Raw genomic sequence first — 19,831 nt, 5'->3', positions numbered from 1 at the left:
TAAGGAGAGTGCCAAAGTGAATTGTTAAAAGAGTTCACTTTGGCACTGATCAAGCAATACCCATTTTGCTTGTGAAAGTTATCCTTGCCCAGATGCAGCCTCAATTACTCTATTACTTGCCGAGACAGAACTGCTCAAAAATAACATCCAGAATGTCTTCGGTGGTCGTCTCTCCAACTATATCGTTAAGCTGGTCCAGACACTCCTGCAGGTCAACTGCTATCAAGTCAGCAGTAAGGCCTGCTACAAATGCATCCTCAACCCGCCTGACAGCCTCAAGCGCTAGCTGCAAAGCATGTTTGTGCCGCACATTAGGTGCACAGCCTCGTTCTTCCCACTGTTCTCCACCGGTAGTGACTCGCTGGAATATTCCATCTTTCAGATCACCAATCCCCCGTTGCTCTCTGGCAGAGATAAACACAGCAGGCGCATCGGTATTAAGCTGTTCTGTAAAACTCGCACTTCTGCCTACCACATCAATCTTGTTAACGACAACTACAAGAGGTTTATGCGATACAGAGTTGAATAGCTTCACATCATCATCAGTTATTTCACGGGAACCATCAACCATGAAAAGCACAAGATCTGCTTCATTAATCTGGCTTTTTGCCCGCTGTATTCCAAGCTCTTCAACCTTTTCAGCATTATCACGTATACCAGCAGTATCAATCAAACGAACCGGCATTCCATGAATATCGAGGTATTCTTCAATTGTATCTCTGGTTGTACCTGCTATCTCGGTTACCAGAGCTCGTTCTTCCTGAAGAAGGGTATTCAACAGACTGGACTTACCGACATTTGGCAGACCTGCAATAACAACTGCAATTCCATCCCGATAGATTTTGCCATGATCAGCATCTTGTAACAGCTGTACAATTGGCTTGGCTACATCAGTATCAAGCTGAGCCAACATGTGAGAGTGATCAACTATTTCAAGATCTTCATCAGGAAAATCGATAGCGACCTCTATCACTGCCCGCATATTCGTGAGACTTTTTCGGATGGCATCTATTTGGTTATACAAAGCCCCGGAGAGTTGCTCCTGGGCCAAATCAACACCTTTACGGGTACGTGCAGAAAGTATATCAATTACAGCTTCAGCCTTGGTTAAATCGATCCGTCCATTCAAAAACGCACGCTTAGTGAATTCGCCAGGTTGAGCCAACTGCACACCGCGAGATAGAATCAATTGCAGAACATTCTGCAAAACAAGATAGCTACCATGGCAATGTATCTCTACAACATCCTCACGTGTATAGGTGCGGGGAGAGCACATGTACACAGCCAAAACTTCATCGAGAATTTTGCTGCTTTCAGGATCGGCTATATGACCATAGTACAACTGATGACTCAAATAGTTACAGTTCTGATCAAGAGGTTGAAAAATCTGCTTCAGCACAGGCAGAGACAACTCACCGCTTATCCGGATTATGCCGATTCCACCGGATCCAGGAGGAGTGGATATGGCTGCAATAGTTTGATTGTGTTCCACGCAATAGCCCAAATGAAAAAACCACCCTGCAGGCACAGGGTGGTTGATGATATTTACTCTTCGTTAGAAGAATTGCCGTTTCGGTTATTTTTCCCTCTTCGGCCACGTGGTGGACTTTTCCGCCGCCCACCTCGGTTACCTTTACCGGGTTTATAAATCAGTATTTTTTTGAAGAGACCGTCACCGACAGATCGGCTTCGAACATCTTTGTCCTCCTGAAGGACCATATGAATCTCACGTCTTTCAGATGGATTCAGCGCCGGAAGAACATGCGTTTTCCCTGTCTCTTTAACCTTGCCAGCTAACTCAACAGCACGCTCTTTTAACTGTTCGAGTCGTTGCTCTCTGAAGTTACCAACATTGATAGCTATCCGAAGTCGTTCAGGGCATTTTCTAGCGACCATCTTTCGTGCAAGATATTGGATGGAATCCAAAGTCTTCCCTTCCGGTCCAGCCAATGCTTCTTCGTGTTCACCCTTAATATCACATGTTATTGAAAGCCCTTCGGCGGCAACCTGCACATCCGAGGGAAAACCCATCAGAGTAACAAGCTGTTCGACTTCAGACTTCACAATCTCAAGACTCTCTGGTGATGCATCAACCTCTTCTGCCTCTGAAGAACTCTCAGCAATAGCATTATCGGCAGGAACTGTTTCTTTAACTTCAGGCTCCTTCACAGGTTCACTTGCAGTTTTTGCTACCGGCTCTTCAACAGATATCTCTTCCTTAACCTCTTCTACTACAGCAGGCTCAGGAACAGGAACTGTCTCAACAACTTCTTCAATTATCTTCGGCTCAGGTTTACCTTTCAGCGATACACGAATTTTTGCTTTCTTTCGTATGAGTCCGAATATTCCGGTTGAACCTGTTTCCAGGACCTCTATATCAAGCATTTCCTGGGAAACACCTAAGTTTTCACAAGCACTTTTGATCGCGTCAGTAACTTCTTTTCCGTAAAAATCTTTTTTTTCCACAGACATTGATATTCTCTGCTCTTTAAGTTTCTCTTCAGACAGCTTTACGATCTCCAAGCCAGCAAATCAGGTTCGGAGCTATGAAGCCTTTGCAGTGTCCCGATTTATCAACTGCTGCTGCAAAATGGACAGCAGGTTGTTAACAAACCAATACAGTACCAGACCGGATGCAAAATTCAGAAACATAAAGGTGAAAATAATTGGTAAAAACTGAAGAATCTTTGCCTGCGCAGGATCTGCAGTTGTTGGAGTAAGCTTCTGCTGAAAATACATTGAGGCACCCATCATGAGTGTCAGAACCGGAATACCTCCAAGATAAGGAAGATCAAACCCGATCCAGAGACGATCTGGCGCTGAAAGGTCACTTATCCATAACATAAATGGTGCATGCCGCAACTCAATGGATTGAAGTAGAACCTTATACAATGCAAAGAAAACCGGAATCTGCAATACCATCGGCAGGCAACCACCAAGAGGATTTACTCTGTAGGTTTTATACAGGCTCATCACTTCTTGGTTCATCCTGGTAGGATCATCCTTATACTTCTCTTTCAGCTTCACCATCTTAGGCTGAAGTTTCTGCATATTCTTCATAGACTTCATACCCTTCTGGGTAATCGGCCAGAAAACTGCCTTAAACATCATGGTTACCATAATAATGGCAATACCGTAGTTTTTGACAAATCCGTAGAAGAAATTGAGCAGCCACAATGTAGGCCTTGCAATAATATCAAACCAACCGAAGTTCACAGATCGTTCAAGATTGTAACCAAGTTCCTGAAGGAGTTTTACCTTCTTTGGGCCATAGTAAATCTTGTATTGATAATTTTTCTGAGTTCCTGACTGTAAAGTATCGAGGTTACCGGACAGTGTAGTGTAAGTAAGATCTTCGGTACCCTGCATAACATAACTGTTACCGGCTCCATCGAGTGGCACCATGGCACGAATAAAGTAGTTACCGCCATATCCTGCCCATTCAACATTGCCTTGAATTGTAACCGGACCCTCTTCAAAATCACCAGCCTTAACCTCAGAGAGCTCACCATTCACATAACTAGCTGGTCCTCTAAATAAAAATCTATCAGCAGGACTGCCGGTCTTTTGGAATGGTGTGTTTACCTGATGCAGCTGAGCATTACCTTGAAGGGGCTGACCTGACATGTTCTGCACACTGACATCAAGGTCAATAAGGTAGCTGTCCTGCTGGAAGGTATACGTCCGAACGATGATCAAACCACCGCCAGCATCAGCCTCCATAACAAGTTGAGCCGTTCCGTTAACAAACGTTACATCAGCACCACTGCTTTTATAAAGTAGGTCCTGTGTTGCAACACTACCCCAGGAGAACTTCAAAGGATAACCGGTAGAGTCATCACTATTGACAAGCTCCATACCAAGCGAATCTTTCGCGTTAGTTTCCTTATGATTTCGTAAAACAAGATTTTTTAATGCACCGCCATTCTCGGTAAATACAGCAGTATACAACTCTGTTTCTACAGTAATATCTTTAGCATCAGGATTAAGGACAGCCGGCTGAGGTACTGCCGCTGCAGGAACAGGTGCCTGAACAATCTGCGTTGTTCCTGATCCGGTACCACCCGTTGAGGTGGTTGCCTCGACAGTGGTTTCAACCGGCACTTCCTGCGGTCCAAATCCTACGAAAAAATATTGATATCCAAACAGGATGGCGAAAGAGAGTACTACTGCCAGAATGGTTCTATAGGTATCCATGTCCTTACCAATGAAAGTTACCACACAAGACTGGGTCCAGTGATAATGGGGTTGAAAAAAATGGCGGCAACAGCTTACTGCACAGGATCATAACCGCCTCGGGAAAATGGGTGACAACGCAAAATGCGACGAATTCCGAGGAACGAACCACGAATTGCGCCATATTTCTCTATTGCCTGGATGGTATACGTCGAACAGGTGGGGATAAAACGACAACTGGGTGGTAATAAAGGAGAGATTACATATTGATATCCCCTCACTAATCCCAATGCAATTATTCTTGGAACCTGAGATAATTTCATCTCAGCCTTCATGGATTCCTCTCCACCTACAGGTCAGTGGTTCAACAGCCTGGCATATACTGATGGGTGATGAAAACTCAAAATCAGGACGAACAGCGAACACAATATCTGCCCCGGATGGATAGTTGTCGCGCTGCAAACGAAAAGACTCACGAATTATTCGCTTGAGCCGGTTTCTTCTGACTGCGCCACGAATTTTACGATTGACACTTACACCAATCCGGCTGTGCCCAAGGTCATTTGCACGGCAAATGAGTGTAAACCCCTTACCGTGCAAGCGTTTTCCCTGGTCGTAAACTCTATCATACTCCCAGCCTTTACGAATCTGGGAGTCTTTAGAGAATGGAAATCTTTTCAAAAAAGTAAACTTATACTGCCAGACGTTTACGACCGCGAGCTCTGCGGGCATTCAGGACAGCACGTCCACCGCGGGTTGCCATACGGGCACGAAATCCATGTGTGCGTTTACGTTTGATATTGCTTGGCTGAAAAGTACGTTTGCTCATTGTTCACTTCCTCGTTGTACAAATCCACAGTAGGTGGAGTATGTTAGTTTTCCAAGTTCTTGCAGGCCCACATTGTTAAAATACTATTGTGTAGCCCCTGCTTCCCCTCTGGCAGTATTGCCTGAATTTCGACCGGGGATCTCAAAATCACAAAAGAAGAATATTAACCACACTAGAATCATACTGTCAAACATTTTCATTGGCAAACAACTCCTCATCTTGCAGAAGATGTTTTGCTGTGCTACTTTCAGCCATGACCTTTTTTCCGGCACATACTCAAATTTCAGTGTTTATTTCTCAGTGACTTTAATGACAGATTTCAACCAAATCACACATTCAGATATAGATTGGATCAAGCTCTGGCAAAATGCCAGGAACCGAAAAGGCTGGGCCAGCAAAGGGCCTGCCGAGTGGGATAAAAAATCTTCATCGTTTGCATCACGAAATAAAACATCACCATATATTGACCTGCTGATGTCACACCTCCCCCTTGAAGCAGACATGACAGTGCTGGATGTTGGATCAGGCCCCGGAACGCTCGCTTTACCAATAGCAAAAAAAGTCCGCTCCGTTACCGCCCTTGATTTCTCCCCGGGAATGCTGGCAATATTACAAGACAGCGCCAGGGAAAACGGGCAGAAAAACATACGGACAGTGGAGTGTGCGTGGGAAGACGACTGGGACGCTAAATCCATTCTCCCACACGACATTGCAATAGCATCACGTTCAATGAGTGTTGATAATATTGCAGAGGCCATTAAAAAACTCAACGCTCATTCTTCAAAATATGTTTTTATAACCGATCGTATTTCCCCAACGCCATTCGACCCATTACTCTTTGAAGCACTTGGCAGAAATTTCGAATCAGGCCCGGACTATATTTATACACTGAATATTCTCTACACCATGGGAATTCACCCTAATGTAACCATCCTTGAACTTGAACGCGAACTTCGTTTTGACAATATCGATCAGGCATTACAATCGTATTCATGGATGATCAAGGATCTTACTACAAGTGAAGAACATACGTTAAAACGTTACTTAGAAAACACCTCTACCCAGGACGAGCAAGGGCAGCTGGTAATTCACCGGGATCCACCACCACGATGGGCTCTCATCTGGTGGGATTGCAGTAATCTTTAATGTTTTACTATTAAGCAAAGATTAGAAAATTTACTATTCAGCTAAACTTTATATAAACTTTTAAGTCCTACATAATATCTAATGAACACCTATGATGTGATAGTTATCGGAGCTGGTCACGCCGGCTGTGAGGCAGCTCTGGCCAGTGCCAGAATGGGCTGCAATACTCTTGTTACAGTTATCAACGCTGACACTATAGGGGCAATGTCATGCAACCCTGCTATCGGCGGACTTGCCAAAGGTCACCTGGTACGCGAGATTGATGCTCTTGGTGGTGAAATGGCCAGGAACATCGACGCAACGTCTATTCAGTTTCGTCGTCTGAATACCAGTAAAGGACCGGCGGTACGATCTTCACGAGCACAAGCTGACAGAATGCTTTATCACCTCCGCATGAAATCCGTGCTTGAGCGTCAGGAAAATCTTTCTATCAGCCAAACTGTTGTAGATTCACTTATTGTCGAAGACGGAAAAGTTTGTGGAGTGAGAACGTCACTCAATGAGGAGATTCGTGCAGGAGCAGTAGTCGTGGCTACAGGAACCTTTCTTAACGGCCTTGTTCATATTGGTCTCAAAAACTTCCCCGCAGGAAGGCTTGGAGATGCACCATCAACGAATCTTGCCGAATGGTTCAAAGAAGCCGGTTTCCGGGTCGGCAGGATGAAAACAGGAACTGTTCCGCGAATTGATGCTAACACCATCAATTATTCAGAGCTGGAAGCACAGTATAGTGACGATCCTCCTGCTCATTTTTCGTTTAGCTCAAGTGGCAGATACACATTGCCACAATTGCCTTGTCATATCACCTATACAAATGAGCAGACACACGAGATAATCCGTCAGGGGATTGACCAGTCACCCATGTACACCGGTGTAATCCAGGGAATTGGTGCAAGATATTGTCCATCAATTGAAGACAAGGTCATGCGCTTTCCTGAAAAGACCAGACATCAGATCTTCATTGAACCTGAAGGTCTTGACACGACAGAAGTATATCCCAACGGCATTCCGACAAGTCTACCGCTTGCTACACAAAAAGCTATGCTCAACTCAATAAAAGGCCTTGAGAATGCGCGTATTATTCGACCGGGATATGCGATTGAGTATGATTATGTAGACCCGCTTGAGCTGCTACCATCGCTTGCCACTAAAAAGTATGAAGGATTATATTTTGCAGGCCAGATAAATGGCACCTCAGGCTATGAAGAAGCTGCTGCTCAAGGATTAATGGCCGGCATTAACGCCGTTCGTTTTACCCGCGGACATGATCCTTTAATTCTGAACAGATCAGAAGCGTATATTGGTGTACTTATAGATGACCTTGTGACACGGGGAACTAAAGAACCATACAGATTGTTCACCTCACGGGCTGAATACCGACTCCTATTGAGAGAAGACAATGCTGATATGCGACTCTGCCAGATTGGTTACGACACAGGCCTGCTCACTAAGGATCGTTACGAAATCTTCATTCAGAAAAAATTGGCTGTCGAGTCAGGCATGAAACTTCTGAATGAGTCGTTCATCAAGCCCACAAACGAAATGAATGCTGCCCTGGAGCAGTTGAACAGCGTAGCCGCCAGGCAAAAATGTTCTCTGGCCGATCTCCTCAGACGCCCTGAGCTGAACCTCTCAAAAATCGCCATGCTTCCACTCCCTGAGGAATTCGCAGCACAGATAAACACACTGAGCACATCTAAAGAATGTGAAGAAGTGCAACTAGAAGTAAAATTTCATGGATATATAGTCAGACAACAAGAACAAGTTGAACGCTTTAGAAAACTTGAAGCGCTTAAGCTACCTGAAGGCTTGGACTATGCTTCGATGTCAGGACTATCTAATGAGGTTGTCGAAAAACTTACAACAGTCAAACCGTTATCTCTAGGACAGGCTTCAAGGATCTCCGGAATAACACCTGCTGCGATCTCAGTTTTGCAGGTTCACTTGCGCAGACTCGGATCCTTATAAATCCTCAATGCTCACTTACCCTGAAATAGACCCGATAATCTTCAGCCTTGGCCCGCTTGCCGTGCGATGGTATGGCCTGATGTATGTTCTTGGATTTGCCTCCAGCTATTTCCTGGTTCGCAAGCAGATCAAGCAACATAACTTCACCCAGCTCGCTAAACATTTTGAGGATATCAACCTCGTTCTTATTCTCAGTGTCGTTATTGGTGGCAGACTCGGATATATACTTTTTTACAATCTGGATTATTACCTCTCACACCCCAGTGAATTGCTGGCGATCTGGGCAGGAGGATTATCATTTCATGGCGCCTGCTTTGCACTCATAGTCAGCGGCTGGATTTATACCAGAAAGCATAAAATAGATTTCTGGCCCAGTGCTGATATTTATGTTGCGACAATTCCAATCGGCCTCGGCTTTGGTCGTATCGGCAATTTTATCAATGGCGAGTTATACGGAAGGTCAACTGATCTTCCGTGGGGAATGGTATTTCCTACAGGAGGCCCTGTGACACGACACCCGTCACAGCTATATGAGGCGTTTCTTGAAGGGCTAGTATTATTCACACTACTCTGGTGGTGTAGAAATCGTCCGTGGGACAAGAGACCCAACTGGCCGCACGGCTCTATTCTCGCCCTATTCCTGATCTGTTATGGAATTTTTAGATCTATTGTTGAATTAGCACGAGAGCCGGACCAGCAAATAGGATTTCTTTTCGGCATGATGACCATGGGACAACTACTAAGTACCATCATGGTGGTGACAGGAATCGCTCTCTGGGTGTTGCGTATTAGATCAACACGACACCCAGAGAAGTGACACGAGAAGGACTACTGAACTTTTTCGCAGAGACGTTTACCCGGTTTAAATTTCACTACATTATGAGCCGGTATAGTGATTGTCTGCCCAGTCTGAGGATTTCGACCTTTCTGGGCAGCTCTCTCTACCACCCTGAAGGAACCAAATCCGACCAAAGTTACACGTTCACCACGTTCCATTGCATCAGCCATGTTTTTCAGGACGATGTTCAGCGCCCTTTCAGCCTGCACTTTGGTAATACCTCTGGTTTCAGCTATTGTTGCTACAAGTTCCCCTTTATTCATCTTCCATTCTCCTATTACCACAATCAAATCTGAACTTCTCTCCACAAGCCGCTGTATTATTAATGTGTTCAGGGAAAAATACAATTGTTGCATATACCAGTATCCCACTAGGTATATATACCTATTAACGACCTGTTTATATATTTTTCACTGCCAATTCAATATGATAAGAAAAGCACAACTGCCTGTTTCTGCCTAAATTCTGGCAAGAATAATGAATAAACATTGAAAAAAAACACGTCATAACAATTTGATAGAGCACATACTAGCACAAAGGTCAGACAAAAAACCGGCAGCTGGGCAATCAATACTTTGCCGGAGTCACAAATCCGTTACGTACGGCAAAGTTGACAAGGTCAACACTATTTTTCATTTGGAATTTTCGTAACAGATTAGAGCGATGATGATCAACAGTTCTTGGACTCAGTCCGAGACTGTCAGCCATTTGCCTGGAAGTATATCCATCCACTACAAGCTGCAGGATTTCTTTTTCTCTTTTGGTCAGCTCCTGAAATGGACTTTTCTTTTCATTTTGATAGCTGTTGATGACATCATCTGTAAAATCATCAGCTAAAACGGGCGAAATATACTTTTTCCCAGACTGAATCTTCCTGATAGCAGTTAAAAGCTCTTCATCTGGATCATCCTTTACAAGATACCCATCAGCTCCAGCAGTCATCGCATGATAAAAATATTGCTTAGTTTTATGCATCGTTAGAATAAGCACTTTTATCCATGACCACTTCGCCTTTACAAGGCCAACAGCCTCCATACCACCAATTTTTGGCATTGAGATGTCAAGAATGATTAAATCAACTTTCTCAGTTTCGAGCAGGCTCAACAGCTCTTCGCCATTACTGACCTCGCCAACCACCTGAAAATTGCAATTTTTTGCAATAATATTTTTAATACCATGTCGTATAAGTACATGGTCATCAGCCAACACTATTCTATACGGATCATTTTCAGCCATTATCACTCCCCCTCCTTGTTCAAATAGCTATATATTTCACAGGCCATGCAGTTCACAGCATTTCACAAACATAACATCAAACAGGTTTTACTAGGTTAATCGCATTCGCCAAACGAAAATATGCACTATACACAACAGTGGTAACAAATTTACCACCAAAGTGCTCATATGCACACATCAACCAAGGATTTTTACTTGACTTTATCCCTGATAGGGCTTTGATTAGCGGTTCTACTATATTGGGATAAGAGAACCTACTATATATAGGTCACTGCCAAAATTTATACGGTTTAAACACCTTTTTTTTATATGTTTTTTTATAATTTTTTACACTAAAGGAGAATGAGTATGGGACAGGAAAATTCCACCCGCCCCACAGCTGAAGACGTGCTTAAAACCTTGAAAGAAGGTAATTTACGCTTCGTCAACGGTAACCTGGAACACCCGAATCACTGCGAGGAAAGCAGGCAGATTCTTGCACTAGGCCAGGAGCCTATTGCAACAGTATTAACGTGTGCAGACTCACGCGTACCACCTGTAGACATCTTTGACCAGGGACTTGGTCACTTATTTGTCGTTCGTGTGGCAGGTAATATCATTGGTGACCATTCACTCGGTAGCATTGAATACGCTGTAAAACATCTTCACACCCCGCTTGTTATTGTCATGGGTCACACGAGTTGTGGAGCTGTCAGTGCTGTCGCCAGTGGTGCAGCGCTTGAAGGCCACATAGCCACCCTTGGACCAGCAATCCAGACTGCTATTAAAAGCGTTGAAGAGACAAGCGGTGACCTCGTTAACAATGCTTCAAAAGAACTTGCCAGGCAGATCGCTAAAAAGATCGCGGAGTCAGAGCCTATTGTGGCTGACCTTGTTAAGGCAGGCAAAGTAAAAGTCGTACCTGCTTTCTACGACCTTCACACAGGAAAAGTCATCTTTTTGGATACGTAATCGCACATATTTATTATTTTAAAATATAAGGGTTTACCATGAATATCATTTTAAAATTTTTCCCTTTCCTCGCCTGGTTCAAGGACTACAGCGGCGGCAAATTCAAAATCGATTTGCTTGCCGGTATAACTGTTGCTCTCGTCCTTATTCCGCAATCCATGGCCTATGCACAGCTTGCCGGACTCCCTGCATATTACGGTTTGTATGCTGCTTTCCTGCCACCAATGGTTGCTGCACTTTTCGGATCCAGCAGGCAACTTGCAACAGGACCGGTTGCCGTTGTTTCTTTAATGTCGGCGGCATCCCTTGAGCCACTTGCTACCGCAGGATCAGCTGAGTTTATTGCCTACTCTGTTACATTGGCTCTGACTGTTGGTATTTTTCAATTTTCTCTTGGTGTACTTCGCCTTGGTCTGGTAGTGAATTTTCTGTCTCATCCTGTTGTTAACGGTTTTACTAACGCAGCAGCAATTATCATCGCATCCTCCCAGTTCTCAAAATTCTTTGGAGTTTATGTTGATAAAGCACCACATCATTATGAAACAATGATGAGAGTAGCGCAGGCCGCTATGGATTACACTCATCTTCCAACATTGTTATATGGTGCCGCTGCAGTCGCCATAATGGTCACCCTCAAAAAGATAAACCCGAGAATTCCCAACGTACTTATTGCTGTCGCCCTCACCACAGTCATCTCATGGGCAACCGGCTTTAATAAAGACGCGTATGTTGACGTAAGTGCCATCCAGGATCCGGTTCTTTCTGAAAAGATTTCTCAATTCAATACTACTATCAAGGCAATTACTCAAACCGGTCAGAAACGTGCAACTACCGGTATAGCTGTTGATGAAGAAAAAGCTAAACATAGTGCAGGCTATGGCAAATCCATTGACCTTATAAAACTTGAGAGTGAAATCGCCATTCTCACCTCAGAGATGGATGTTCTCAAACATGACGCGAGCATGATGCGTGAAGAAATCCGCTATATGAAATTTGAAGGTGTTGAAAAAGATGGCACATACACTTTCTACCCTAAAGGCGCGGTTCCTGCAGGTATCACCACTGATAATAATACATGGCGCATCAAAGTTGGTAATGAAGTACTCAATGCAGCCAAGATCAAACTCATGGGTGGCGGTGCAATTGTTGCTGACATCCCTAAAGGTTTACCAACTCTCTCTATTCCTGAGCTTAACGGTAAGTCTTTCCTGAAATTATTACCTACAGCTATTATCATTTCCCTGTTAGGTTTCATGGAAGCCATTGCCATCGCCAAAGCAATGGCTGCTCAGACCGGTCAAAAACTTGATCCAAACCAGGAGCTTGTTGGACAGGGGCTTGCCAATATGATTGGTTCTATTGGCCAGAGTTACGCCGTATCCGGTTCATTTAGCCGTTCAGCAGTTAACCTGCAGGCAGGAGCAGTTTCCGGTATTTCTTCGGTTGTAACATCTATTATGGTTATCGTTACACTGCTCTTCTTCACCCCTCTGCTCTACCATCTCCCGCAGGCGGTTCTTGCAGCAGTAATCATGATGGCTGTTATCGGCCTTGTTAATATTAAAGGGTTTGTGCATGCCTGGAAGGCCCAGTGGTATGATGGTGCAATCTCTATCCTGAGTTTTGCTGTTACGCTCTACTTTGCCCCGCATCTTGACAAGGGTATCATGGTCGGTGTTGCTCTCTCCATGACGGTGTTCCTGTATAAATCTATGCGACCTGTTGTTGCGAGTCTCTCAATGAACGAAGAAAAAGTTCTGCAGAGTGCTGAACATTTCCGCCTCAAAGGTTGTCGCCATATCTCGGTTGTTCGTTTTGATGGTGCACTCTTTTTTGCTAATGCCAGTTATCTTGACGAGCAGGTTCTGAAGTATCGCAACGAGCAACCGGATCTCCGATACATCCTTCTTGATGCCCGCGGTATCAATGATATGGATGCGTCAGGTGAAGAAGCCTTGGAAATGCTGGTTAAACGTTTACGCAGTGCAGGTGTTGGCTTTGCTATGTGCGGCCTTAAAGGTCAGGTACTAAGCGTTATGGAACGCACCGGCCTTCTGGCAAAAATTGGAGAAGATGAAATTTTTGCAGATAGCCGGGCTGCCGTTGCAGCCCTTATTGATAAAGTTCACACCAATACAGATCTGCCTGAAAAAGGATGTAAAAGCTGTCCGTTAACACAGTATATTCCTGCTGACAGTTAATTACTCACTCCTTAGTACCACAAATAGACCGTCCCATCTTTTTCTTTGAGATGGGACGGTCACCTTCCCTTGTCAACTCCCTCTTTCACTGTTATATTAGCCCAGTTATCAGTTTTTCTGTTTTTGCACCCCACTAATATTGAAGGATTTACAGATGAAAAAGCTATTGTTTATCGCTGGGTTTTTGGCAACCCTGACGGGAACAGCCATGGCCAGCGCTGGTAGTGCCGGAGCTGTTGACACCTCTGGCCTCACAACATCAGCACTGGGTATTTTTTCAGTTGTGTTATTTGTAGCTGCATACTCGCTGGTTATCTTTGAAGAGCAGATTCACTTACGTAAATCCAAACCGGTTTTATTAGCAGCGGGTATAATCTGGATTTGCGTAGCCATCACTTTTGCATCCATGGGAAACACTCATGCTGCCGAAGAAGCAATTCGCCATAACCTGCTTGAATATGCAGAGCTTTTTCTCTTTCTCCTCTGTGCAATGACCTATATCAACAGTATGGACGAAAGAAACGTATTTCAGGCCTTACGCTCTTGGCTTGTAAGTCGTGGATTTTCCTACCGTACTGTCTTCTGGGTGACCGGAGCACTGTCATTTGTCATTTCTCCCATTGCAGATAACCTAACAACAGCTTTACTCATGGGCGCTGTTGCTATGGCTGTAGGTGGCAATGACAAAAAATTTGTCACTTTAGCGTGTATCAATATTGTAGTTGCAGCTAACGCAGGTGGGGCATTCTCGCCGTTTGGCGATATTACAACCCTTATGGTATGGCAGAAAGGGATGGTACAATTCACCGAATTTTTCGCTATCTTCTTGCCATCACTCGTCAACTGGCTGGTACCTGCCCTCTTCATGAACTTTGCTGTCGAAAATAAGCAACCCAAACCAGCAAAAGAAAAGAAAGAGATGAAGCTTGGAGCGAAACGAATCATTGCACTGTTTCTGCTCACTATTACCACTGCCGTATCATTCCACAATTTTCTCCACCTTCCCCCTGCGACAGGAATGATGCTTGGTCTCGGTTACCTCGGGTTCTTCTCATACTATCTGAAGAAAAAAGAACATCGTAATTATGATGTTGACGATAACCCATTATCACATCAGACATATCACGCTAAGCCGGACCCATTCGATCTTTTCAGAAAAGTTGCACGGGCAGAGTGGGATACTCTTCTATTCTTTTACGGTGTAATACTTTGTGTTGGTGGTCTTTCACAGTTTGGTTATCTGGCAACAGTATCTTCTTTTCTGTATCATGATATGGGTCCAACAACTGCAAACATAATTGTTGGTGTCCTTTCTGCGATCGTTGATAACATTCCTGTAATGTTCGCTGTTCTCACCATGCTGCCAGAAATGTCTCACAACCAATGGCTCCTGGTAACATTAACAGCAGGAGTTGGTGGAAGCCTTCTTTCAATTGGCTCAGCCGCCGGCGTTGCACTCATGGGCGCTGCCAGAGGAATTTACACTTTTGGAGCACACCTCAAATGGACTCCTGTAATTGCTCTAGGTTATGTTGCATCAATCGTTGTACACCTAATGGTTAATGGTTATTAAATAGTTGTCGCTTAAAACTAGCTTTTTACCTGATCTCGGCGTTAAACTGATTTTCATCTCAGGCATTATGTCGAGTTTTCAGGTCCAAACTAGACAATATGGAATAACCATTAATTTTAATCTTACGCATTTCACACATGACTCCTCCTACGATTCACCCATTACCTGTCTCATGGGAGGAGTGTAAGCTCCGTGGCTGGAAGGAATTAGACATCCTTCTTGTCACGGGTGACGCTTATGTCGACCACCCATCCTTTGGTGTTGCTCTTATAGGGCGCTATCTAGAGCATCATGGCTATAAAGTTGCGATACTCTCACAACCCCTCTACACCTCCAATAAAGACTTCAAATCGTTTCCTAGTCCCAAGTTATTCTGTGGAATTACCGGAGGTAATCTGGATTCTGTTGTTGCCAATTATACAGGTAATGGAAAGGTCAGAGATACTGATGCATACTCTCCCGGTGGACAGCCATGGAGGTCAGCTGAGAAGAACAAAAACAATCGTTTTCGACCCGATCGCGCAGCCCTCGTCTACTCCAACCTGGCAAGATCTGCATTTCCCGACACACCAATTGTTTTAGGCGGGCTTGAAGCGTCGCTGCGTCGATTTACTCATTATGATTATAAACAAAATAAGCTACGCGCATCGATTCTCACTGACGCGAAAGCAGATCTGCTTATCTATGGAATGGGTGAACATGCAATACTTGATATTGCAAGAAAGCGTGCAGCAAATAAGCCGTTAGAAAATATCCGCGGATGTTGTGAACGATTAACAGAGAAACAGCTTCAAGAGCGATTCCAGGAAGACACCTCAACAACAAATAGTACTCTTCTGTCATTGCCTTCCTTTGAAGAAATCACAGCGGATTCCAAACTATTTCTGGATGCTGAATTAGCTCTCGACGCACATGGCAGAGCAGCTTCTGAAAAGATTATACTCCAGAAACAGCAGTCTCACTGGGTCATTCAGTACCCCGCTTCTTCTCCGCTGACAACACGGGAACTTGATGCACTCTACGAACTGCCCTATACCCGACTGCCGCATCCATCAACACCCGACATCCCTGCACTAAGGATGATAAAAGACTCGGTGACAATTGTGAGAGGTTGCTCAGGCAACTGTTCATTCTGTGCCATAACACGCCATCAGGGAGCTACAGTCCAATCAAGGTCAATTGAATCTATAACCGACGAGTGTAAGACCCTCGCAGCTATGGATGACTTTAAAGGAACAATAAGCGATCTTGGTGGCCCCACTGCAAACCTCTATGGAACCTCATGTGCAATTGGCGGGTGCAAAAAACAGGATTGCCTCTACCCGAAGCTCTGCAAACATCTTGTTATAGACGAAAAACGATTCATTAAATTATTAGACAAAGTTGCATCAATTGAAAACATTCGTCATGTTTTCATTTCGTCAGGTCTGAGGATGGAGTTGTTGCTTCGCACCCCCTCACTACTGCAAAAGCTCATAAAAAAACATATACCAGGAGTTATGAAAATTGCTCCCGAGCATAGTAGTGATGAGGTTCTCAGATTGATGCACAAAGAGCCCCACAACTTACTCAAGAGATTTATTAACCACTGTGAATCACTTAGTAAAAATGCAGGTAAACAACTCAAATTTGTGCCTTACGTAATAAGCTCTCACCCTGGTTGCACAGATAAACATGCCCAGGAAATGGCAGATGACATGGCTAAACTCGGTATGCAGATTTCCAAATTTCAGGACTTCACACCTACGCCTGGAACAATATCAACAGCAATGTATGTTACAGGCCTGGACAGAGATAGTAAAAAACCGATCTATGTAGCAAGAGATGCAAATATGCGGAGAACACAAAGAGATTTGATCGAGCGAAGATTCAGGCAGAAAAACCAGAAATCCTCACTCACTCGAAAACCGAAACCATACCGTAAAAAATAGTGAGCGTTAGTGGCTGATGCATTTTGACCTTAGCCCGAATTTCTCGTGAACAAAGTGAGTCATTCTTGAATTAAATATACAATTCTGAATGTTGAATCCCCCCATTTTACAAATGCACAGAATGTTCACCAAAGGAAAGTTCTTGCGGCGCCATCTTCTTCAGTATTTTGTCAGTAAACAGAACCAACTATGATTCACTGACAAAAATTTCAAACCTGACGCCACTGGAACTGATCAGAGATCAGGGGGAAGCCGTACCTAAATTTTATCATCTCCGTAATAGTGACCGTATCCACCATAAGGATTAAACAATTTTTTTGCAAAATACCCTTCCTTATGGCTGTTAAAAACAACACCAATAACCTTATCCGGGCCGATATTTTCAACCATCGTTTTAATCTTGGTCCTGTCAGATTTTCCACTTCCTACAACAATTACAACACCATCTACCTTCTTGGAAAGCACAATTGCTTCGGAAGCTACCTGGAAGGGGGGGCTATCAAAGATAATAAAGCGGTCAGTGTATCTACCCGATAACTCATTAACAAGCCGCGACATCCTTCCGGATGACAGCAGCTCTGCTGGGTTAGCCGGAATGGTTCCACTCCCCATGAAAGAGAGCTTTTCAACTGCAGTTTTGTGTATAAGGGCAGGTAAATCTGATTCCTCACGTAGATACTCAGTCAGGCCATCTGAAACAGTTCCCTCCATCCCGAGTAGTCGCAAAATGCTTGGTCGGCGTAGATCGCAATCAACAAGCAAGGAATACTGATCAAGCCCTCTGGCGATTGCCACGGCAAGATTGATAGACACAAAACTTTTCCCTTCCTCCGGAGCACTTGAGGCTACCATGATAGTTTTTGGGCGGGAAATTCCATTTTCTGGAAACATGATCCGGGATCGTAGTACTCTAAAGGCCTCAGATGCTTGAGAGGACCTGTTGGATACCATATCGATCCGTTCATCCCAATCATCGAAACTATTAGTGTTCAAATTTGTCAGGTGATCAGAAGGGCTATTAGAATCATCGCTGAAATTGTGATTATCGTTTCTTGTTTCCCGCTCGTTGTCCACCCTGAAATTTTCACCTTCAGAAGCAACTCCCTTATCAATGAGTTCCACCCCTGCTTTTTCCAATGCATCTGCTATATTCCCCATAAACCAATAAACCTCTGCAATATTTTTGGCAATGTTGTTTCGATCAAAATCACCTTCGATCTATTGTCAAAATACGATTTTCCCGTTACTCCATGCATACCAAAATAGAGCAAGTACCATAACCATGCCTATAACGACAACCAGCACAGAACCGATATCAAAAAGCCGAGTCTTCTTATTTTCGCGATCAGTAGTTATAAGGGCTATTGTGCTGATAACAGGAACGCCAAGATACGCCTCAATCTCATCAGGATCTCTGAACGACCCGTCAAGGAAGTCAACTACTAGAATTCCGCCTACACCGAGTCCCAGCCCCCCGACAACACATAATGCCATAATTTTCAAAAAGTCCGGCTTGATCGGTTTTTCAGGAAATCTGGCAGGGTCTTCGACCTTAAACTGACTCCCCTTTTGTCTTCTCTCAAGATTCAGCATTGACTTGGCTTGCAGATCCTGTCCTACCAGTGAATCATAATGGCTTTTTAATTGTCCATATTCTCTAATTATAGACGACCACTCAGCTTCGCGTTCAGGAGTTGCAGCTATCCATTCCTCATATTTTGAAATCTTGCCACTGAGTTGTTCTTTTTCAGCTTCCATAGTTTCAATCTTGAAGGAAGTTTTCATAAACTGCGTTTGAAAATCTAAAAGATCTTTATCAGGTGTACTGACCTTCTTCCTGCTTCTACCAGGTTTGCCTTTAGCCAAGCCTGAGTCTTCATCAGTTGCCTGAAATTCCTCTTCAAGCTTTCGTATGATTTTTTGAGTCCTCTTAACCTCAGGATGGTTTTCCGTATATTTGATTTTTAAGGATTCAAGATACATCCGCATTTTACGCAAATGCTCCAAACTTGATGTAAAGTCTGATTCAGGTGACGAGACTGCTCCCTCAGGGAGGGTAGCAGCAAGCGCTGCGGCCTCAGCAGCAATTGTTCTTTTACGTATTGCAATCTGCTCCTGAATCATGACTTTTGTTCGTTCAAGCTCTAGAATGCTCAACTGCATCCCTTGATACTGCTCCTGCAGCGATACCAAACGAGACACATTTGCCTCTCTTTGGCCAGGCATTTCATTATAATATTTTAATTTATAATCACGCATAGCAGCTTCTTTGGCGTCCATTGTAGACTTAGCCATTTCAAGTTCGTTGCTGGTATATGCAGATGTTTCACTAGCCCGTTCTTCCCGATATTTAAGATTTTCTTCAATAAATTTCGCCGCCAGAGCATTGGTTACCTTCACAACCTTGGTTGCATCTTCTCCTGAAAATGATATTTTAAAAGTATCACCTCTTCTTGACGGCTGAATGTCAATATGCTTCCGCATTATATCGATTACGTCTTCCATCGGGAAACGTTCACGTTCTTCAGGATAAAGAGCAAATGTTATAATTAAATTTTCCAAATTCGTTCTTGAAGTTACAATCTGCGTTAATGTGCTAACGATATCTTTTATACGTGATTGTACATCAGGCGACATTTTGTTGGGGCTCACGCTCTGCTGCTGGTAGCTCAGTAAACTCGATGACATATAGACCTTAGGTGTTTTTACATAATACACCAGGCCAACCGGCAGGCTAATCAACAGCAAAATTATAAGCAGAAGCTTCCAGCGAAGAAGAAGATCGAAATATTTTTTTAGAAGCAGGCTTTGTTGTTTTTCCATAATGAGTAATATGTCAGCATTAATTTCTTAATAGATATCCCGCAATACAATGATAATGTTGAAAGTATAGTGACTTTAGAGCATATCGCCCCAACAATCAACATCTAACAACAAAAAGAGTCTTTTCGCCTGAACGAACAACCATCTTTAGTACGAAAA

At 43.8% G+C, this 19,831-nt stretch carries 17 protein-coding genes; 7 read left to right on the top strand and 10 right to left on the bottom strand.

Annotated features, from left to right (window positions below):
- Window positions 1-112: 112 nt before the first annotated feature.
- The 6 genes from mnmE to rpmH form a co-directional block, all read right to left on the bottom strand.
- Complete coding sequence (mnmE, locus tag FCL46_RS00605) at window positions 113-1,492, bottom strand: tRNA uridine-5-carboxymethylaminomethyl(34) synthesis GTPase MnmE (protein WP_136807967.1); 1,380 nt, start codon at window positions 1,490-1,492, stop codon at window positions 113-115.
- Window positions 1,493-1,545: 53 nt separating this feature from the next.
- Window positions 1,546-2,472: a Jag family protein gene (locus FCL46_RS00600; RefSeq protein WP_136807968.1), complete on the bottom strand. Its 927-nt coding sequence runs from the start codon at window positions 2,470-2,472 to the stop codon at window positions 1,546-1,548.
- Between the two features lie 72 nt (window positions 2,473-2,544).
- A complete protein-coding gene (gene yidC / locus FCL46_RS00595; protein WP_136807969.1) occupies window positions 2,545-4,197 on the bottom strand; it encodes a membrane protein insertase YidC in 1,653 nt (550 codons plus the stop codon).
- Window positions 4,198-4,271: 74 nt separating this feature from the next.
- Window positions 4,272-4,499 carry a membrane protein insertion efficiency factor YidD gene (gene yidD, locus FCL46_RS00590; protein WP_136808212.1) on the bottom strand — a complete coding sequence of 76 codons (228 nt, stop codon included), beginning with the start codon at window positions 4,497-4,499 and terminating at the stop codon, window positions 4,272-4,274.
- Between the two features lies 1 nt (window position 4,500).
- Window positions 4,501-4,857: a ribonuclease P protein component gene (gene rnpA, locus FCL46_RS00585; RefSeq protein ID WP_136807970.1), complete on the bottom strand. Its 357-nt coding sequence runs from the start codon at window positions 4,855-4,857 to the stop codon at window positions 4,501-4,503.
- 10 nt (window positions 4,858-4,867) lie between these two features.
- Window positions 4,868-5,005, bottom strand: a complete 138-nt coding sequence (gene rpmH / locus FCL46_RS00580) for a 50S ribosomal protein L34 (protein ID WP_136807971.1) — start codon at window positions 5,003-5,005, stop codon at window positions 4,868-4,870.
- A gap of 309 nt (window positions 5,006-5,314) precedes the next feature.
- Here rpmH and FCL46_RS00575 point away from each other — a divergent pair, with 309 nt between their 5' ends.
- The 3 genes from FCL46_RS00575 to lgt all read left to right on the top strand — a co-directional run bounded on the left by FCL46_RS00575 (window position 5,315) and on the right by lgt (window position 8,936).
- A complete protein-coding gene (locus FCL46_RS00575) occupies window positions 5,315-6,151 on the top strand; it encodes a methyltransferase domain-containing protein (protein ID WP_167505897.1) in 837 nt (278 codons plus the stop codon).
- A gap of 81 nt (window positions 6,152-6,232) precedes the next feature.
- Window positions 6,233-8,119, top strand: coding sequence for a tRNA uridine-5-carboxymethylaminomethyl(34) synthesis enzyme MnmG (gene mnmG / locus FCL46_RS00570; RefSeq protein ID WP_136807973.1), 1,887 nt, complete (start codon window positions 6,233-6,235; stop codon window positions 8,117-8,119).
- 7 nt (window positions 8,120-8,126) lie between these two features.
- On the top strand, window positions 8,127-8,936 hold the full coding sequence (gene lgt, locus FCL46_RS00565) for a prolipoprotein diacylglyceryl transferase (RefSeq protein WP_136807974.1): 810 nt from the start codon (window positions 8,127-8,129) through the stop codon (window positions 8,934-8,936).
- An 11-nt stretch (window positions 8,937-8,947) separates the two neighbouring features.
- Here the strand turns inward: lgt and FCL46_RS00560 are convergent, their stop codons facing one another.
- Window positions 8,948-9,220, bottom strand: a complete 273-nt coding sequence (locus FCL46_RS00560) for an HU family DNA-binding protein (protein ID WP_136807975.1) — start codon at window positions 9,218-9,220, stop codon at window positions 8,948-8,950.
- Window positions 9,221-9,524: 304 nt separating this feature from the next.
- Window positions 9,525-10,193 (bottom strand): response regulator, encoded by a 669-nt coding sequence (locus FCL46_RS00555; RefSeq protein ID WP_136807976.1) that lies wholly within the window; start codon window positions 10,191-10,193, stop codon window positions 9,525-9,527.
- Between the two features lie 348 nt (window positions 10,194-10,541).
- Between FCL46_RS00555 and FCL46_RS00550 the strand changes: the two genes are divergently transcribed.
- The 4 genes from FCL46_RS00550 (at window position 10,542) to FCL46_RS00535 (ending at window position 16,849) form a co-directional block, all read left to right on the top strand.
- The gene (locus FCL46_RS00550) at window positions 10,542-11,144 is read left to right on the top strand and encodes a carbonic anhydrase (RefSeq protein ID WP_136807977.1); all 603 of its coding nucleotides are present in this window, start codon (window positions 10,542-10,544) and stop codon (window positions 11,142-11,144) included.
- A gap of 38 nt (window positions 11,145-11,182) precedes the next feature.
- A complete protein-coding gene (locus FCL46_RS00545) occupies window positions 11,183-13,345 on the top strand; it encodes a SulP family inorganic anion transporter (RefSeq protein ID WP_136807978.1) in 2,163 nt (720 codons plus the stop codon).
- Window positions 13,346-13,499: 154 nt separating this feature from the next.
- Window positions 13,500-14,918, top strand: coding sequence for a sodium:proton antiporter NhaD (nhaD, locus tag FCL46_RS00540; RefSeq protein ID WP_136807979.1), 1,419 nt, complete (start codon window positions 13,500-13,502; stop codon window positions 14,916-14,918).
- Window positions 14,919-15,055: 137 nt separating this feature from the next.
- On the top strand, window positions 15,056-16,849 hold the full coding sequence (locus tag FCL46_RS00535) for a YgiQ family radical SAM protein (RefSeq protein ID WP_136807980.1): 1,794 nt from the start codon (window positions 15,056-15,058) through the stop codon (window positions 16,847-16,849).
- A gap of 258 nt (window positions 16,850-17,107) precedes the next feature.
- Here FCL46_RS00535 and FCL46_RS00530 read toward each other — a convergent pair whose 3' ends face one another.
- Both FCL46_RS00530 and FCL46_RS00525 read right to left on the bottom strand, forming a co-directional pair.
- Window positions 17,108-18,007: a polysaccharide biosynthesis tyrosine autokinase gene (locus FCL46_RS00530; protein ID WP_136807981.1), complete on the bottom strand. Its 900-nt coding sequence runs from the start codon at window positions 18,005-18,007 to the stop codon at window positions 17,108-17,110.
- Between the two features lie 66 nt (window positions 18,008-18,073).
- Complete coding sequence (locus FCL46_RS00525; RefSeq protein ID WP_136807982.1) at window positions 18,074-19,672, bottom strand: hypothetical protein; 1,599 nt, start codon at window positions 19,670-19,672, stop codon at window positions 18,074-18,076.
- Window positions 19,673-19,831 lie beyond the last annotated feature (159 nt).

The sequence above is a fragment of the Desulfosediminicola flagellatus genome (assembly GCF_005116655.2).
Taxonomy (GTDB): domain Bacteria; phylum Desulfobacterota; class Desulfobulbia; order Desulfobulbales; family Desulfocapsaceae; genus Desulfopila; species Desulfopila flagellata.
Note: the sequence above shows the minus strand (reverse complement) of the source record. Positions and strands in the feature narration are given on the sequence as shown.

Bases quoted from the DNA above. Each gene is read 5' to 3' on its own strand.
- FCL46_RS00525 (WP_136807982.1), bottom strand. From the start codon at position 19,672: ATGGAAAAACAACAAAGCCTGCTTCTAAAAAAATATTTCGATCTTCTT.
- FCL46_RS00550 (WP_136807977.1), top strand. From the start codon at position 10,542: ATGGGACAGGAAAATTCCACCCGCCCCACAGCTGAAGACGTGCTTAAA.
- rpmH (WP_136807971.1), bottom strand. From the start codon at position 5,005: ATGAGCAAACGTACTTTTCAGCCAAGCAATATCAAACGTAAACGCACA.
- FCL46_RS00560 (WP_136807975.1), bottom strand. From the start codon at position 9,220: ATGAATAAAGGGGAACTTGTAGCAACAATAGCTGAAACCAGAGGTATT.
- FCL46_RS00535 (WP_136807980.1), top strand. From the start codon at position 15,056: ATGACTCCTCCTACGATTCACCCATTACCTGTCTCATGGGAGGAGTGT.
- lgt (WP_136807974.1), top strand. From the start codon at position 8,127: ATGCTCACTTACCCTGAAATAGACCCGATAATCTTCAGCCTTGGCCCG.
- FCL46_RS00600 (WP_136807968.1), bottom strand. From the start codon at position 2,472: ATGTCTGTGGAAAAAAAAGATTTTTACGGAAAAGAAGTTACTGACGCG.
- FCL46_RS00575 (WP_167505897.1), top strand. From the start codon at position 5,315: ATGACAGATTTCAACCAAATCACACATTCAGATATAGATTGGATCAAG.
- FCL46_RS00530 (WP_136807981.1), bottom strand. From the start codon at position 18,007: ATGGGGAATATAGCAGATGCATTGGAAAAAGCAGGGGTGGAACTCATT.
- yidC (WP_136807969.1), bottom strand. From the start codon at position 4,197: ATGGATACCTATAGAACCATTCTGGCAGTAGTACTCTCTTTCGCCATC.
- nhaD (WP_136807979.1), top strand. From the start codon at position 13,500: ATGAAAAAGCTATTGTTTATCGCTGGGTTTTTGGCAACCCTGACGGGA.
- yidD (WP_136808212.1), bottom strand. From the start codon at position 4,499: ATGAAATTATCTCAGGTTCCAAGAATAATTGCATTGGGATTAGTGAGG.
- FCL46_RS00545 (WP_136807978.1), top strand. From the start codon at position 11,183: ATGAATATCATTTTAAAATTTTTCCCTTTCCTCGCCTGGTTCAAGGAC.
- FCL46_RS00555 (WP_136807976.1), bottom strand. From the start codon at position 10,193: ATGGCTGAAAATGATCCGTATAGAATAGTGTTGGCTGATGACCATGTA.
- mnmG (WP_136807973.1), top strand. From the start codon at position 6,233: ATGAACACCTATGATGTGATAGTTATCGGAGCTGGTCACGCCGGCTGT.